This is a genomic window from Paractinoplanes rishiriensis (assembly GCF_016862375.1).
GTDB lineage: Bacteria > Actinomycetota > Actinomycetes > Mycobacteriales > Micromonosporaceae > Actinoplanes > Actinoplanes rishiriensis.
Genome location: NZ_BOMV01000067.1, coordinates 1 through 15,015, shown reverse-complemented (window position 1 = coordinate 15,015; position 15,015 = coordinate 1). Strand labels below are relative to the sequence as shown.

Annotated in this window: 14 protein-coding genes; 6 read left to right on the top strand and 8 right to left on the bottom strand. The window is 74.6% G+C overall.

The genetic code is table 11. From position 1 onward, the window contains the following. From Ari01nite_RS31930 to Ari01nite_RS31920, 3 genes are all read right to left on the bottom strand, one after another. Positions 1–837: hypothetical protein (locus Ari01nite_RS31930; RefSeq protein ID WP_203785953.1), on the bottom strand; the 837-nt coding region annotated here is incomplete at its 3' end. Between the two features lie 2 nt (positions 838–839). Beyond that, positions 840–1,805 (bottom strand): AAA family ATPase, encoded by a 966-nt coding sequence (locus Ari01nite_RS31925; RefSeq protein ID WP_203785952.1) that lies wholly within the window; start codon positions 1,803–1,805, stop codon positions 840–842. Then, entirely contained in the window at positions 1,798–2,157 is a 360-nt protein-coding gene (locus Ari01nite_RS31920) for a CU044_2847 family protein (protein WP_203785951.1), read from the bottom strand. Before Ari01nite_RS31920 ends, Ari01nite_RS31925 begins: the two co-directional genes overlap by 8 nt. Before the next feature lie 137 nt (positions 2,158–2,294). Between Ari01nite_RS31920 and Ari01nite_RS31915 the strand changes: the two genes are divergently transcribed. Beyond that, the gene (locus Ari01nite_RS31915; protein WP_239163213.1) at positions 2,295–3,269 is read left to right on the top strand and encodes an AAA family ATPase; all 975 of its coding nucleotides are present in this window, start codon (positions 2,295–2,297) and stop codon (positions 3,267–3,269) included. 13 nt (positions 3,270–3,282) lie between these two features. After that, positions 3,283–7,089, top strand: a complete 3,807-nt coding sequence (locus Ari01nite_RS31910; protein WP_203785950.1) for an SAV_2336 N-terminal domain-related protein — start codon at positions 3,283–3,285, stop codon at positions 7,087–7,089. Positions 7,090–7,130: 41 nt separating this feature from the next. On the opposite strand, the gene Ari01nite_RS31905 is transcribed toward Ari01nite_RS31910, so the two are convergent. Beyond that, a complete protein-coding gene (locus Ari01nite_RS31905; protein ID WP_239163212.1) occupies positions 7,131–9,302 on the bottom strand; it encodes a putative bifunctional diguanylate cyclase/phosphodiesterase in 2,172 nt (723 codons plus the stop codon). Positions 9,303–9,528: 226 nt separating this feature from the next. Between Ari01nite_RS31905 and Ari01nite_RS31900 the strand changes: the two genes are divergently transcribed. After that, on the top strand, positions 9,529–9,966 hold the full coding sequence (locus Ari01nite_RS31900; protein ID WP_203785948.1) for a CBS domain-containing protein: 438 nt from the start codon (positions 9,529–9,531) through the stop codon (positions 9,964–9,966). On the opposite strand, the gene Ari01nite_RS31895 is transcribed toward Ari01nite_RS31900, so the two are convergent. The 3 genes from Ari01nite_RS31895 to Ari01nite_RS31885 all read right to left on the bottom strand — a co-directional run bounded on the left by Ari01nite_RS31895 (position 9,947) and on the right by Ari01nite_RS31885 (position 12,081). Further along, complete coding sequence (locus Ari01nite_RS31895) at positions 9,947–10,978, bottom strand: glutamate-cysteine ligase family protein (RefSeq protein WP_203785947.1); 1,032 nt, start codon at positions 10,976–10,978, stop codon at positions 9,947–9,949. The genes Ari01nite_RS31900 and Ari01nite_RS31895 overlap by 20 nt on opposite strands. Positions 10,979–11,060: 82 nt before the next feature. Next, positions 11,061–11,642 carry a TetR/AcrR family transcriptional regulator gene (locus tag Ari01nite_RS31890; protein WP_203785946.1) on the bottom strand — a complete coding sequence of 194 codons (582 nt, stop codon included), beginning with the start codon at positions 11,640–11,642 and terminating at the stop codon, positions 11,061–11,063. Between the two features lie 61 nt (positions 11,643–11,703). Further along, positions 11,704–12,081 carry a hypothetical protein gene (locus Ari01nite_RS31885; RefSeq protein WP_203785955.1) on the bottom strand — a complete coding sequence of 126 codons (378 nt, stop codon included), beginning with the start codon at positions 12,079–12,081 and terminating at the stop codon, positions 11,704–11,706. Between the two features lie 24 nt (positions 12,082–12,105). Here Ari01nite_RS31885 and Ari01nite_RS31880 point away from each other — a divergent pair, with 24 nt between their 5' ends. After that, positions 12,106–12,756 (top strand): class I SAM-dependent methyltransferase, encoded by a 651-nt coding sequence (locus Ari01nite_RS31880; RefSeq protein WP_203785945.1) that lies wholly within the window; start codon positions 12,106–12,108, stop codon positions 12,754–12,756. Here the strand turns inward: Ari01nite_RS31880 and Ari01nite_RS31875 are convergent. Beyond that, entirely contained in the window at positions 12,753–13,055 is a 303-nt protein-coding gene (locus Ari01nite_RS31875) for a DUF1905 domain-containing protein (RefSeq protein ID WP_203785944.1), read from the bottom strand. The two genes, Ari01nite_RS31880 and Ari01nite_RS31875, sit on opposite strands and share 4 nt — an antisense overlap. An 80-nt stretch (positions 13,056–13,135) precedes the next feature. Here Ari01nite_RS31875 and Ari01nite_RS31870 point away from each other — a divergent pair, with 80 nt between their 5' ends. After that, positions 13,136–13,888 carry a class I SAM-dependent methyltransferase gene (locus Ari01nite_RS31870; protein ID WP_203785943.1) on the top strand — a complete coding sequence of 251 codons (753 nt, stop codon included), beginning with the start codon at positions 13,136–13,138 and terminating at the stop codon, positions 13,886–13,888. A gap of 45 nt (positions 13,889–13,933) precedes the next feature. Further along, positions 13,934–14,932 carry a TIGR03617 family F420-dependent LLM class oxidoreductase gene (locus Ari01nite_RS31865; protein ID WP_203785942.1) on the top strand — a complete coding sequence of 333 codons (999 nt, stop codon included), beginning with the start codon at positions 13,934–13,936 and terminating at the stop codon, positions 14,930–14,932. Positions 14,933–15,015: the final 83 nt, after the last annotated feature.

Here is a 15,015-nt window from a genome sequence, read left to right as displayed (position 1 = left end):
CGCGCCCGCCGCCGGTGCCGGCGCGGGTGCCGGCCCGGTAGCCCAGACGCCGCCGCCCTCGGTCCCACCCGTACCGCCGACCCCGACGAGCTCGGCGGCCCGGCCGAACAGGGCCGGTCCGGCCGCGGGCCGCCCGGCCAGCGCGGCCAGGGCGGCCGCGGTGCGGACCAGCGCCAGGTCGGCGCGGTGCCCGGCCCGTCCATCCGCCGGCCGGGCCGCGACTGCGCGGAGCAGCGCGCCGGTCGCGAGCGCCGGGACGCCGCGACGGACCGCAGCGCGAACTATCGCCGAGGGCGGCGGCAGAACCTGCGCCGTCGCCGGTCCCGCCGTCCGGTGCAGGCCGGCCGCGTTCACCCGCAGGGCGAACCGGTCGAGCAGGTGCGCCGAGACCCGCTCCAGGTCGTCGCGGCGGCAGCACGCCAGCCAGCGGGCCTCCGGACGCCACCGCCGGGTCAGCCCGTCGCGTTCCAGGTGGGCCTCCTCGGCGCCGAGCGTCATCACCATGGCGTGCAGCACCGGCCGCCCGGCCCGGGCCAGGTCGGGCACGAGGAACACCCGGTCGGCCCGGTGCGCCGGTTCGATCAGGGCGCCGGGCACCAGCCGCGGTCCGGGGCGGCGCGGATCGCGGGACGGGACCAGCTCGGTCCACAGCCGGTCCCGGCCGCCGGCGGCGACGAGCATGGGCTCGGCCGGCCGGCGTGGTTGCCGCAGCGCGGCCAGCCAGCGGCCGAGCGGCGGCAGCAGGACCGGATCGAGGTCGACCAGCACGACCGCCCGCAGGTCACGGTCGAGGGCCGCGCACGCCAGCGCGGCCGCCACCCGGTCGGCGACGGACACGCCTACGCCACCGTCCGGTATCCGGCGATGACCCGTTCGGTGATTTCCTGCTCCTTCACCGACCACTCGACGTCCGCCTCGTAGCTGGCACCCACCCGCCGGTGCACCAGGCTCATCGGCACCACCTCCGCGACGTCGTCCGGCACCACGGCGTCGCGCCCGGCGAGCGCGGCGTTGGCCCGGGCCGCCAGAGCCGTGACGATCTCGCCCCGGTGGCCGTCGGCCTCCAGCTCGGCGGCCAGCTCCGCGCACAGCCGCACCATCGGCTCGGGCATCGCGACCCGGTCCTGGCGGAGGCGCTCGCGGGCGGCCAGCAGTGCCGCCCTGTGGTTACGGTCCCGCTCGCGGCCCGCAGCCAGCCAGGCCGAACCGGGCCGGCGTCGTTCCTCGTCGAACCGCAGCACGGTCTGCAGGATGGCCAGCCGCTGTTCGACGGCGCTCTCCGCGCTCACCCGCACCAGGAGCCCGAACCGGTCCAGGAGCTGTGGCCGCAGCCCGCCCTCCTCCGGGTTCATGGTGCCGACCAGGGTGAACGACAGGTTGACGAGCCGCCGGTCGAGTCCCTCGCGCTGGATCTCCAGGACGCCGGTGGACAGCACGTCGAGGATGATGTTCACGACGTAGTCGTCGAGCAGGTTGACCTCGTCGATGTAGAGCAGGCCCCGGTGCGCGCGCTCCAGCAGGCCGGCCTGCTGGCGGCCGCCGCCCTCCAGCAGCGACTCCACGAGCCACCCGCCGAGCACCCGGTCGTCGGTCGCGTTGATCGGCAGGGTGACCGGCAGGTCGTCGAGGACCGCCTGGGCGAACGCCCGCACCGTGGTCGATTTGGCTGTGCCCCGGACCCCGCTGGCCAGCACGCCGCCGATGGCGGGTGCCACGAAGGCCAGCTCCAAGGCGCGACGCAGGGCGTCCTGTCCCACCAGGCAGCTGTACGGCAGGACGACCGGCCCGGGCGGCTCGTCAGGCACGGCGGCGCTGCCAGGAAAGCCGGACCAGCAGCTGCGCGCCGCCGCTGACCTCGACCAGCTTGGCGCCCACCTTGTTGTCCAGCTTGATCGCCAGCTCCATCTCGAACGAGTCGGGTCGCTCCGCGTCCATCTCGTCCACCTTGGCCACCACCTGCTTCGCGCACTCCTGCACCAGGTCGAGGCCCTCCCGGAACAGCGGCCGGGCGGCCCTGGTCACCAGCCGGCTCACCGGTCCGCGAGTCGGGTCGTCGCCGTACACCTTGGACAGATCGTCGGTGGCGTCCTCGATGTCGTCGACCTCGATCTTGATCTGTCCACCGTCCGTGTCCGTGTCGACCGCGACAACCACCATCTGGCTCCACCTCACGTCTGCCGCCCGGCGCCGGGACGGCCGGGATGCGCGTAGGGTATCTGCTACGTCGCACCCCGCCGTATCCCGCGTGCGGGCGGTGCAAAGTGGCCAGGGGAGCTAGGCGGGGGGCGGGCCAGGTGGCGGAACCGGGCATCTATCGGGGTGACGGCGAACGCCGGCCCGGCGCCTGGGACAGGATGCCGCCGCCACCGCCGTGGCGGGAGTTCCACGGCGGACCGGGCGAGATGTTCCCGCACACCGACTCCAACCTGCCGGCCGGCGGGCGGCGGGCGCACACCTACCGCCCCACTCCGGAGGCGGTCGACGCGGTAAACGCGGCGCTGATCCTGCGCCGGCCGCTGCTGGTGACCGGCCGGCCCGGCACCGGCAAGTCGACGCTGGCCCACCACATCGCCTACGAGCTCGATCTCGGCCCGGTGCTCACCTGGCCGATCACCAGCCGCAGCACGCTGACCGACGGCCTCTACCGTTACGACGCGATCGGCCGGCTGCACGACGCGAACATGGCCGGCGCCCGCCCGGACATCGGCCGGTACGTGCGGCTCGGCCCGCTCGGCACCGCGCTGCTGCCCTGGGCGCGGCCCCGCGCGCTTCTCATCGACGAGTTCGACAAGAGCGACATCGACCTGCCCAACGACCTGCTGCACGTCTTCGAGGAGGGCCAGTTCGAGATTCCGCAGCTGGCCCGCCTGCCCGACGACCAGCGCGAGGTGGCGGTCATGACCGACGACCGGCGCCGGGCCGTGGTCGTCGACGGCTCGGTACGCTGCGCCGCGTTCCCAGTCGTGGTCGTCACCAGCAACGGCGAGCGGTCGTTGCCGCCGGCGTTCCTGCGGCGATGCATCCAGCTCGTCCTGCCCGAGCCGAGCATCGATCAGCTCCGTATGATCGTCACCGCCCACCTGGGCAGGGGCGCCGACGAGCAGGATGACGTGCTGGACCAGTTCGTCCACCGGCGCGGTGCCGGCGACACGCTCGCCACCGACCAGTTGCTGAACGCGGTTTTCCTTGCGATGTCGCAGCGGGGCACCACGGACGACCGCCGCCGCCTGACGCAGCACCTGCTCCGGTCGCTGGAAGACTACGGCTGACCCGGCTGTCCGGATGACTGACGAACAACCCTCGGCCGGGGCCGAACCGTCCGAAACCGTCGCGCGGCTGATCGAGGCGCTGAGCGGGTCGGGGATCGAGCCCGCGCCGGAGGAGATCGCGGACGCCATCTGGCTGGCCACCCACCTGCGGTCCAGCGGTGCCGGGCCACCTGCCGGGGCTCCGGTGCGCAGCGGCACCGAACCGGCGGCGCTGCCCGAGCCGGCCGAGGTGGGGCCCCCGGCCCTGCCCCCGACCGAGCTCGTTCCGCCGGCCCGGTCCCATCCGTCTGCTCATTCTCAACCGTCTGCTCAGGCCCTGCCGCCGGCCGAGTCCCTGCCGTCCGCCCGGTCCGTATCGCAGCCTGCCGGTGGCGGGCCGCCGCTGCCGCCCGCCGAGGCACTGCAGCCCGGCCCGGCGCTGCTCGAACCGCTGGCCGTGTCGCGGGCGCTGCGCCCGCTGCGGCTGACCGGGGCGTCCCTGGCCGAGCAGATCCTCGACGAGGACGCCTCGGCCGAGCAGACCGCCGAGGCCGGTCGGTGGACGCCGGTCCTGCGTGCCGCTCCCGAGCGCCTGCTGGACCTGTGCCTGGTGGCCGACGAGAGCCGCTCGATGGTGATGTGGCGCGGGGTGATCCGGCAACTGTCCGACCTGATGCGCGGGGTCGGCGCGTTTCGTACGGTCACGGCGGCGACGCTCGGCACCGAGGAGGAGCGAGCCGTCTTCCGGGTCGGCTCCAGGATCTCGTCCTGGGCGGACATCCTGCCCGGCAACCCGGAACGGCGCCTGGTCCTCTTCGTCACCGACAGCCTGTCGCCCTGGTGGCGCAGCGAGACCGCGGCCCGCCTGCTGGAATGGCTGGCCGATCAGGGACCGGTGGGGCTCGGCCACGTGATGCCGTTCCGGCTGTGGCGCCGCTGCGGCCTGCGCTACACGCCCGTGCGCATGTGGACCGAGCGACCCGCCCAGCCGACCGCGGACGTGCACACCCGCTCGCAGGACGGCGCCGGGGAACCCCGAGGCGTCGCCATCCCGGTGTTCGAGCTCAGCCCCCGCTGGCTGGAGCGGTGGACCGCCATGGTGTCCGGCCGCAGCGGCACCGGCATATACGGCGCCGCGATCTACACCGGAGCCCTGGCCACGGCCGCGCCCGAACGCCCGCCCGCCGATCGCACCGCCGACGACCTCGTCCGGAGGTTCCAGGCGAACGCGTCACCCGCGGCCGTCACCCTGGCCCGCAACCTGGCGGCGGCGCCGGTGACCCTCGCCACCATGCGGCTGATCCGTACGGCCCTGCAGCCGCAGACGGCGGAGTCGGAACTCGCCGAGGTCTTCCTCGGCGGCCTGCTCCAGCGCACCAGCCCCGCCGGCCCGGCCGGGACCGAGGACTACGATTTCCGGCCCGGCGTCCGCGAGATCCTGCTGCGCGGTCTGCCGGCCGAGGACGCGCTCGCGGTGCTCACCCGGGTGTCCGAGTTCCTGACCGCGAGGGCCGGGACCACCCTGAACCTCCCGGCCCTGCTGGCCGGCGGCTCCGAGCTCGTGGTCTCGCCCGCGGACCGGCCGTTCGCGGCGGTGTCCGCGCAGGTGCTGCGCAGCGTGGGCGGCCGGTACGGCGATCTGGCCGCCCGCCTGTTCGCGGCCCTGCCACCGGAGGACCGCCCGCCCGGACCGTTCCCGCCACCGCCCGTATGGGCCGACCGCGACGCCGAGATCGCCGACGCGCTGCGGGACGGCCTGGCGGTGGTCCAGGGCGCCGGCGCCCGTACCGTGGCCACCGGTTTCACCTGGCGCCAGGCCGGCCCGGCGGACGTGCTGTGGCTGGACGCCTCGACGCCCGCGTTGCTGCGCTGGTCGCTGTGCGCCCGGGCCACCCGGTTCGGCCTGCCCGGCGACCTCCCGCCGGCCACGGGTTACCGCCGGGTGCTGGCCGCGCTCGCCACCGATGCCCGCCGCCCGCTGGTGGTCCTGGACCGGGCCGGGCCGCCGGCCGAGATAGCGCCACTGCTGCCGGACCGCCCGGCGGGCCTGCTGGTCGTCTCGGACCACCCCGGCTGGGCCCGGGCCGGCACCGTGATCGAGGCGGGCCACCTGACCCGCCGGCAGGCCGGCGACCTGCTGGCCGGCCACGGCGTCCCGCCGGACCGCCGGCCCGGGGCGATCGACCGGGCCGGCGGCGACCCCACGATCCTGGAGGTGCTCGGCCGGGCGTGGCGGCAGGGTGGCTTCGAGGATTGGGTGACCGGCGGTCCCGGCGCCTACCTGCGTGGCCTGGACCGGACCGACCCGGTCGGGGCGGAGCTCCTGCGACTGGCCGCCGCCTTCGCCGCGGCCCCGATCCCCGAGCCGGTGCTGGTTGCCGCCCTGCGCCGGCCCGCCGCGGCCGTCCAGGGTGCACGTGGCCTGGTCGCCCGCGGCCTGCTGGACGACGATCCGGGCGGCGCCGGACTGGTCCTGCCATCCGCGCTCCGTTCGGCGTTCTCCGAAGCGGCGCCACCCGGCGGCCGCCACGCCCGCGCGGTCGCCGAGACGCTCGCCGGGGCTCCGCCGAGCGCCCACCTCGCCGCGCACGTGGCAGCACTGCTCGACCCGGCACAGATCGGGGCGCCGATCGGCAGCCGGTCCGGATCCGGCCCGGTGGTGCTCGCGGAGCCGGGATGGGCGGTGGACCGGGCCGTCGGGTACTGGCTGGACACCGACCCGGCTGAGGCCGCCCGGCTCGCCGAGAACGCGTGGCTGCGCCGCGATGACATGCTCGGCGCCGGCCACTTCGGTACCGTCGCGGCCGGGATGCTGCTGGGGCGGGCGCTGCTCAACGACGGGCGACCGGCGGTGGCCGCCGGCGTTCTCCGCGACTGCGAGCGGCGTCGTGGTCGCCGGGTGCCGCCCGACCCGGGCAGCGTGGAGGCGCTGTGCCGACTCGGGGAGTTCGATGCCGCGCACCGCCTCGCGCGGCGGCGGCACCGCCTGGCCGACCACCGCGGCGAGCTGGCCGACCCCCGCGGCGAGGTGGTGTCAACCGGGGGTGATCTGGCCTGGTGCGCCTGGTGGTCGGGACGGGTACGGCAGGCAGCCGGCCTGGACCGGACCCGCTATCTGTCGACGCGTGGCCGGAGCGAGGCGGCGGTCCGGTGGCGGCACGAGTTCCACCGCACGCTCGCCGGTCACCCGCCGGCGCCGGACCTGTCCGAGGCGTTGCCGCCGGCGAGCGCGGCGGACGCTCAGCGGCTCGCGCACCTGAGCCTGCTGCGCCGGCACCGCGGTGAGCCGGCCGCCGCCCGGGACGCCGCCGCCGCGGCGGTCGCCTGGTACGACCTGCATGCCACGGCCGCCACGCTGTGGGACTCACTGGTGGCCGCCGCGCGGCTGGCGGCGGCCTGGCGGGCGCTGGGCGAACTGGACGAGGCGGCCGCGGCCGGCCGGCTGGCGCACCAGCAGGCGTGCGACGCGCTCGGGCCGCGGCACGTGGTGACCTCGTCGCTCGTTCTGGATCATGCTGCGACGCTGCTGGCGGCGGGGGAGTGCGAGGCCGGCCGGCTGGCCGCGGTGCCGGCCCTGTACGTGCTCCGGCCGGTCCTCGGGATCGGACATCCGATCGTGCTGAGCGGCCTCGGGATCCTGGCCTCCGCGCAGGCCGGCGACGCCGGAGCGGCCGCCGCGACCGGGCGCCGGGCGGTGGCGGCCAGCCGGGCCGCTCTCGGCCGGGGCCACCCGATCACCGTGGCGCTGGCTGCCAACTGGCGGCTGGACCGGGCCGCCGGGCCGCAGCGGGGCCGGCCGCCCGGCCGGCGGTTGTTCGACCTCGATCTTCCGCTGCGCTGACCGCCGGAACTGGGCTCCGGGCACCTCAGCACCGTTGCGGGTCAGGCCGCGACCTCGACCCCTCGGGCGGTCAGCCACGGGCCGATCTCGGCGGCCGGCATCGGGCGGCCCAGGTGGTAGCCCTGGGCGATGTCGCAGCCCAGCTCGCGCAGCCGGTCCATGGTCGTTTGGTCCTCGACACCCTCGGCCACCACGGTCAGGCCGAGGCTGTGTCCCAGGGTGATCGCGGAGCGGACCAGGACCTCGTCGCCCTGGCCGGGCTCCAGCTGGCGGACGAACGAGCGGTCGATCTTCATCTCGTCGAGCGGTAGCTTCTGCAGGTACGCCATCGACGAGTGGCCGGTGCCGAAGTCGTCGATGGACAGCTGGATGCCGCCGTCGTGCAGCACCCGCAGCACCGCCTGGGCGCGCTCCGGGTCGGCCATCACCATGCTCTCGGTGATCTCCAGCTTGAGCACGTCCGGCGGCAGGTCCGCGCGGCGCAGCAGGTCGAACACCCGGTCCGGCAGGCTCTCGTCGTGCAGGCAGCGGGCCGACAGGTTGACCGCGACCGGCAGGTGCACGCCGTCCCGCCGCCATTCCGCCGCCTGCCGCACCGCGATCCGCAGGACCCGCTCGGTGAGCACGTGCACCAGCGTGGTGGTTTCGGCCAGCGGGATGAACGTGTCCGGCGACATCCGGCCCAGCGTCGGGTGCTCCCATCGGACCAGCGCCTCCACCCCGGCCGGCGTGCCGTCGGCGAGGTGCACCTTGGGCTGGTAGTGCAGCACGATCTGGTCGTCGGCGTCGAACGCGCGGCGCAGGTCGCCGAGCAGCGCCAGCCGGTTCGAGGCATGCTGGTCGGCGGTGGCGTCGTAGGTCCGGTGCCCCTCGTGCTGCTCCTTGGCCACCCGCATGGCGGCGTCGGCCCGGCGCAGCAGCACGTCCGCCTCGGCGCCGTGCTCCGGCCCGAGCGCCACGCCGATCCGGGCCTCCAGGTCGACGCCGGTGCCGCCGAGCGGGAACGTCCGGTGCAGCGCGGCCAGCATCTGCACCGCGACGGCCTCCGCGGCCGCCGCGTCGGCGCCCGGCACCAGCAGGGCGAAGTCGTCGCCGCCGAGACGGGCCACGGTGGCGTTCTCCGGCGCGGCGGCGCGCAGCCGGGCCGCGACCTGGCGCAGCAGCAGGTCGCCGTACCGGTGGCCGAGGAGGTCGTTGACCTCCTTGAACCGCTCCAGGTCGCTGACCAGCACGGCCACCGGCCGGTTGCCGGCCGAGGCGGCCCGGATGCGCTCGATGAGCAGGGCCCGGTTGGGCAGGCCGGTGAGCGGGTCGTGGCTGGCCGCCTTGCGCGCCGAGCGCCGCTGCAGCCAGCTGCCGATGGCGGCCAGCAGGATCGCCAGCACCGCGCCGGCCAGCAGCGCCAGCGAGCCGACACCGAAGCCGCGGGTCCAGCCGGCGTCGAACGCGGGCGCGGACACGGCCACGTACCAGTCGTTGGCGTTGCCGTCGGTGGCGGCGAGCCGGCGGAACGCGACCCGGCGGGTGCCGGACGTGACGACGCCCTCGGCCACGCCGGTGGTCGGTACGGCCGTGTCCGGCTCGCCGACCACCGCCCGGCCGGATGCGGCGTCGATGATCGAGGTGCTGATCCCGCCGGCCGGCGGCGTGTGCAGGCCGGCCAGCGCGATCTCGAAGTGCACCATGCCGGTGTGCCCGCCGGCGGTCACCGCGGCCGAGTTGGCGATCACCTCGTCGTGGGTGTCCGGCGAGAGGTACTCCTCGGACTGGAAGACCTGGCCCGGCCCGAGTTGCAGGGTGCGGGCGAAGAACGCGTGGTCGTTCTCGGCACGGGACAGCGCGGCTGGCGTCGCGGGCACGCCGTCGACCACCCGGGCGACCTCGGCGCCGCTCTCGTCGATGAAGCTCGCCTTGTGGATCCGGCCCGGGAACAGCGACTGCAGCGACACCAGCGCGTCGTTGATCCGCCGGATCTTCTCCGGAGTGGTTCCCGGCGTGCGGTAGAAGTCGGTGAACACCGGGTTGGCCGCCAGCAGGGCACTGATCGAGCGGGCCCGTTCGAAGTAGTTCTCCAGGCTGTCCACCCGCTGGTCGACGACCTGTCGCAGCTGGGTGTCCTGGGCCGTCACCTGCCGGTCACGGGCGCCGACCACGCTGGTCACTACGCTCAACAGCAGGATCAGCAGACCCGACAGAAGCGCACCGGTACGCACGACGCGACCCCGTACCGACCCGCCCGCCACGATCCCGCCCCCTTCACCTGGGTAGTGGATGTCCTATCGGTCGGCGGCGGCCGGGCTTGAGAGAACGTTTTGACGCCCTTGACATCACGACGTGATTGACTGCATCTAGGCATATGCCCGCAACGTGGCGTGGCCACCCCGTCCTCGGACGGCCCGCCCGGCGGTACTGCGGATCGGCACGAGATGGGGAGCACGGATGCGTATCAGCGATATTCTCCGCGTCAAGGGCAATCAGGTCGTCACCGTACGACCTGGGGCAGATGTCACCGAGCTTCTCGCCGTGCTCGCCGAACACAAGATCGGCGCGGTGATCGTCTCGGCCGACGGCAGCAAGGTCGACGGCATCGTCAGCGAGCGCGACGTGGTGCGCGCCCTGGCCGTCCGCGGCGCCGCGGTGCTCAGCGAGCCGGTGGCCAACATCCACACCGCCCAGGTGCACTCGGTGGCACCGGACGCCCCTCTCGAAGAGGTGGAGCGCCTGATGACCGAGCGCCGCTTCCGGCACGTGCCGGTGGTCGAGGGCGGCCGCCTGACCGGCGTGGTGAGCATCGGCGACGTGGTGAAGAACCGCATCGACGAGCTGGAGACCGAGCGCAGCAGCCTCGAGGGCTACATCACGGGCGAACGGATCTGAGGTCCAGCAGGTCGTCGGCCGGCGTGCGCCCGCGCAGCACATAGCGCTCGGTGAAGTCAGCGAGCGCGTCGCGCAGCCGCCGGTCGGCGCCGTGCCGGGCCAGCGCCGCGTAGGCCGCGAGGAAGCAGTCCCGGGCCGCCGCGGCCAGCACCGGGTCGGTGAGCGCATCCCGCGCCGCCCGCTCCCAGAGCCGCGGCTCGCCGGCCAGCGCGCCGGTCGCCACGGCCGCCTCCGCTGCCGCGTGCGGATCGTCCAGCAGCGTCACCGCCACGGCGATCGGCAGCTGCCAGCCGTTGCCCGCCTGCCGGTCGGCAATGTCGATCTCCAGGTGCCCGCGGGCGGCGACCGGCGGGTGGAGCCCGGCCAGGTGCCGGTCGAGCTCATCCGGCGTCACCTCACCGGCCTTCAGCCGGGCGCGCATGCTCCGGCCGTCGTGGGTCTCGGCATTCAGCACGTACGAGGTCCAGGCCGCCCGCGGATCGGCCGGTGCGGGCAGCACCGGGAGTCCCCGCCGCTGCGCCTGCCGGACGCTGCGCCAGCCTTCCCCTGGGGCGTTGGCGAACGCGGCGGCCAGCACCGGCGCCAGCGTGTGCGCGAGCCGCCAGCGCTGCTGAAGGCCGTGCGGGCCGCCGCCCTCCAGTCCCGCCTCGAGCCCGATCCGGATCCCGGCGCCCGGGCCGGTCCGCTCCGGGGCCGGCTCGTCGGCGGCGACGCCGAGGATGCGGGCGTCGATCACCCGTTCGGCGCGGGCCAGATCGTCGGCCATCCGGTCGAGGCAGGTCGCCAGGCCGGGGGAGGGCGGTCCGCTCACCGCGACGACGCGTGGCGAGCGCGCGGTGAGGAAGCCGTGCCGCAGCGGCGGTCGCCCGGCCAGCGCCTCGACCGCCGGCGCCGGCAGCCCGGGCCGGTCGAGCAGCAGGTCGACGGCGGCGCCGACGAATCCGGGCGGGCCGGGCGCAACGGCCCGGGCGGCGATGAGCAGTGCGGCGGTCTGCTCGGTCAGTGTCGTCACGCGGCGCCTCGTTCGATCCGGTCCCCAGGAGACGCGAGCATAGCATTCCTATCTACGCGATAGGATTCGGCCGTTCGGTCCGTCAACGCAGGTGACCGGCCAGGATCGTGGTGACGATCCGGAGCACCGCCTCGTCCTCGACGAGCGGATTGTCCTGCCCCGCGTAGAGCAGGTGGACCCCGCCGACCAGCGCGACCGCCGCGGCGCTCACATCGGTGCCGGCGTCGAGGCGGCCGAGGTCCCGTTCGGCCGCCAGGTATTCCGCGATCATCCGGCTGCCCTCGTTCAGCATCGGCAGCCCCCCACCCGGCTGAAGCCGCGCCCGCAGCTCATCCCGCCCGATGACCAGCGCCACCACCCGGGGCGCCATCGACGCGAACAGGTCCAGCAACGCCCCCGTCACATTGTTGGTGACGGTCCCGATCCCCGCCGCGTCCCAGAGCCGGAGCCCGCTCCCCTCGAGGGCGGCCGTCCGCTCCCGGATCAACTCGGCGAGAAACGCGTCGAAGTCCGCGAAGTGCCGATGCAGCACCCCCTTGGCGCAGCCCGCCTCCGCGGTGACGGCCCGGCTGGTGAGCGCACCCGGCCCAGCCCGCAGGAGTATCCGCTCCGCGGCGGCGAACAACTGCTCCCGAACATCTCGGATCGCCACTCCGGTCGGCATCCGCACCCTCATCTCGGTTGGCAAGTGGGCGCGTGCCCACTAAGGTGGGCGCATGCCCACTCTACCGTCCCACCAGCACCGCGAGGTCGCCGAGGGCTTCGGCCTGGACGCCGCCCGCTACGACCGCGCCCGCCCGGACTACCCGGCCGGCCTGATCCGCCGCATCGTCGCAGACCTCCCCGCCGGCCCACCGGCCGCGGTGGGGAAAGGGGGCGGCGGCGGCCCGGCGGCCCACCACGACGCGGGCGGTGGCACAGCCGACTCCGCGGCCGAAGGAAGCGGGGGCGGTGGCGGGGGCTCGCCCGGTTGCGGCGATGCGGGTGGTGTTGCTGGCTCGCCCGGTTGCGGTGATGCGGGTGGTGTTGCTGGCTCGCCCGGTTGCGGTGATGCGGGTGGTGTTGGTGGTTCGCCCGGCCGCAGGGACGCGGTTGGTGGGCACGCCGGCAGCGGACGGCGGCGGCCGGTGGTGCTTGATGTCGGGTGTGGCACGGGCATTGCGGCCCGGCAGTTTCGGGAGGCCGGGTGTTCGGTGCTGGGGGTCGATGTCGATGCTCGGATGGCGGCCGTGGCGCGGGGGCGGGGCTTTGCGGTTGAGGTTGGGCGCTTCGAGGAGTGGGACCCGGCGGGGCGCACCTTCGACGCGGTGGTGGCGGGGCAGACCTGGCACTGGGTCGACCCGGTGGCCGGGGCTGCCAAGGCCGCGACCGTGCTGCGGCCCGGTGGGCGGCTCGCGCTGTTCTGGAACGTCTTCCAGGCGCCGCCCGCGCTGGCCGAGGCGTTGGGCGCGGTCTACCGCCGGGTGCTGCCGGGGCTGCCCGCCGCGAACCTGTCCGACGCGCTGGCGGCGTACGGCTCCATGGTGGTGAGCGCGACCGACGGCATGGCGCAGGCCGGTGGGTTCGGACCGGCCGAGGAATGGCGGTTCGAGTGGGACCGCACCTACGGCCGGGACGAGTGGCTCGACCAGATACCGACGCACGGTGGCGTCAACCGGCTGCCGCCGGCCACCCTCCAGGACCTGCTGGCCGGCGTCGGTGCTGCCATCGACGCGGCGGGTGGCAACGTGCCGGTGCACTACACCACGGTGGCGGTCACCGCGGTGCGGGAAGACTAAGCATCGATCACCTCCACCGAGACGGCAGCGATGTCTCCCTCGTCGAGGCCCTCGGCCCGGCGCACGCTCTTTTTGATCGGCAGCACATATGCCCCGCGACCGCTGTCCGGGAAGATCGAGGTCTGCCAGACGCTGGTGCCGAGCCGGACCCGCACCCGGACCGAGCCGAAACCGCGCCGCCGGCCGCCGGTGAGCTGGCGGATCTCCTCCGAGGCGTCGGCCGGCAGGCTCACGAAAGTCCAGCTTTCGTCGCGGCGGGCGTCCCAGATCCACAGTTCGGCGTCGAAGTCCACGTGCACCGCGACAGCGTCCCACGGGGGTACGACAAAAACGGAAACCCCGTTGACCGCCACGACGGCGGCCCACCACGATCACGGGCATGGATCCGACCACCACCGCCAATCGTGTCGCCTGGGAAACCGCCTCGCAGAAGCACATCAGCGAATACGACGAGATCCTCGCCGACGCCGCCGCCGGCCGGTCGCTGCTGCCGGTGGAGCGGGAACTGCTCGCCGACGTGCTGCGCACAGGGCCCACGGTGGTGCACCCGCAGAGCGGTCACGGCCTCGACGACGTCGCGCTGGTGCAGGCCGGCGCGCGGCAGGTGATCGGCGTCGACTACAGCCAGATCGCGGTCGGCGCCGCCCAGCGCCGCGCCGACGAGCTGGGTGTCGCCTGCCGCTACCTGGTCGGCAAGGTCCCGGGGCTGCCGCTGCCGGACGACTGCGCCGACCTCGTCTACACCGGCAAGGGCGCGCTGATCTGGATGGCCGACCTGCACGCGTGGGCGGCCGACATGGCGCGGCTGCTGCGCCCCGGCGGTCACCTGTTCCTCTACGAGGGACACCCGGCCGTGCCACTGTGGAGCTGGGACGAGGACCGCGCGCGCATCCGCGAGGACCGCACCTACTTCGGGGGCACCTTCGTCAACGACACGTTCCCGGCAAACGGCGCCGTCGAATGGCAGCACACCCTCGGCGACATCGTCACCACGATCGTCGGTGCCGGCCTGGAGATACGCCACCTCGCCGAGTATCCCGAACCGTTCTGGCGCCCCGGCGACCTGCGGGCGGCCGCCTGGAACGGCCGGTTGCCGAACGCCTTCTCGCTGCTGGCCCGCCTCACCCGGTGACGCCCAGCCCGCCCACCACGCAACGCGGGCTGATATGACTGGGTGATGCTGGTTGATTTCGCGGCCTCGGTGACGGCGATGCCGCTCGAGGTGGAGGACGCCGCGGTCAGGGCCGAGCGGGACGGATATGACGGCTTCGGCGCCCCCGAGACCCGGCACGACGTCTTCCCGGCTCTGACGCTGGCCGCCCGCGCCACCGAGACGATCACCCTCCAGGCCGGGATCGCGGTGGCGTTCGCGCGCAACCCGATGAGCCTCGCGATGCTGGCCAACGACCTGCAGCTGATCTCCGGCGGCCGGTTCCAACTGGGGCTCGGCTCGCAGGTGCAGGCGCACATCGAGCGGCGGTTCGCGATGCCGTGGGGGCGGCCGGCGGCGCGGATGGCCGACTTCATCGCCGCGGTCCGGGCCATCTGGGCGGCGTGGCACACCGGCGGGCGGCTGGCGTACCGCGGCGAGTTCTACCGGCACACGCTGATGAGTGACTTCTTCAATCCGGGCCCGAACGCCTTCGGCAACCCGCCGATCCTGCTGGCCGCGGTGGGGGAGCGGATGACCGAGGTGGCCGGCCGGCACGCCGACGGCCTCCTGGTGCACCCGCTGACCAGCGCGAGCTATCTGCACGAGCGCACCGTGCCGATGGTCCGCGCGGCCCGCGGCGGCAGCCTCGACGACTTCACGCTCAGCCTGTCCGCGTTCGTGGTGCTGGGCGCCGACGAGAAGGCGCGCGCCGAGGCCGAGCGGGCGGTCCGCGGCCAGATCGCGTTCTACGCGTCCACGCCGGCGTACCGGGGGGTGTTCGACCTGCACGGCTGGGGTGCGCTCGCCGACCAGCTGAGGAGCCTGTCCGTCCGGCAGGCGTGGGACGAGATGGCCGGCCTGATCACGGACGAGGTCCTCGACACGTTCGCGGTCGGCGGCGATGTGGCGGCCAATCTCCGCAGCCGCTTCGGCGGGACGATCGACCGGATCTCGCTCTACACCCCGTATTCCGTCGATCCGGCCCTGGTCACGGCCGTCCGGGCCGACCTCATTGCGGGCTGAGCGGGCTGAGCGGGCTGAGCGGGCTGAGCGGGCTGAGCGGGCCGAGCGGGCCGAGCGGGCCGAGCGGGCCGAGCGGGCCGAGC

What these genes read in the sequence shown, in the direction of transcription:
- Ari01nite_RS31920 (WP_203785951.1), bottom strand. Translation starts at nt 2,157, where the DNA reads ATGGTGGTTGTCGCGGTCGACACGGACACGGACGGTGGACAGATCAAG.
- Ari01nite_RS31910 (WP_203785950.1), top strand. Translation starts at nt 3,283, where the DNA reads ATGACTGACGAACAACCCTCGGCCGGGGCCGAACCGTCCGAAACCGTC.
- Ari01nite_RS31900 (WP_203785948.1), top strand. Translation starts at nt 9,529, where the DNA reads ATGCGTATCAGCGATATTCTCCGCGTCAAGGGCAATCAGGTCGTCACC.
- Ari01nite_RS31890 (WP_203785946.1), bottom strand. Translation starts at nt 11,642, where the DNA reads ATGCCGACCGGAGTGGCGATCCGAGATGTTCGGGAGCAGTTGTTCGCC.
- Ari01nite_RS31870 (WP_203785943.1), top strand. Translation starts at nt 13,136, where the DNA reads ATGGATCCGACCACCACCGCCAATCGTGTCGCCTGGGAAACCGCCTCG.
- Ari01nite_RS31865 (WP_203785942.1), top strand. Translation starts at nt 13,934, where the DNA reads ATGCTGGTTGATTTCGCGGCCTCGGTGACGGCGATGCCGCTCGAGGTG.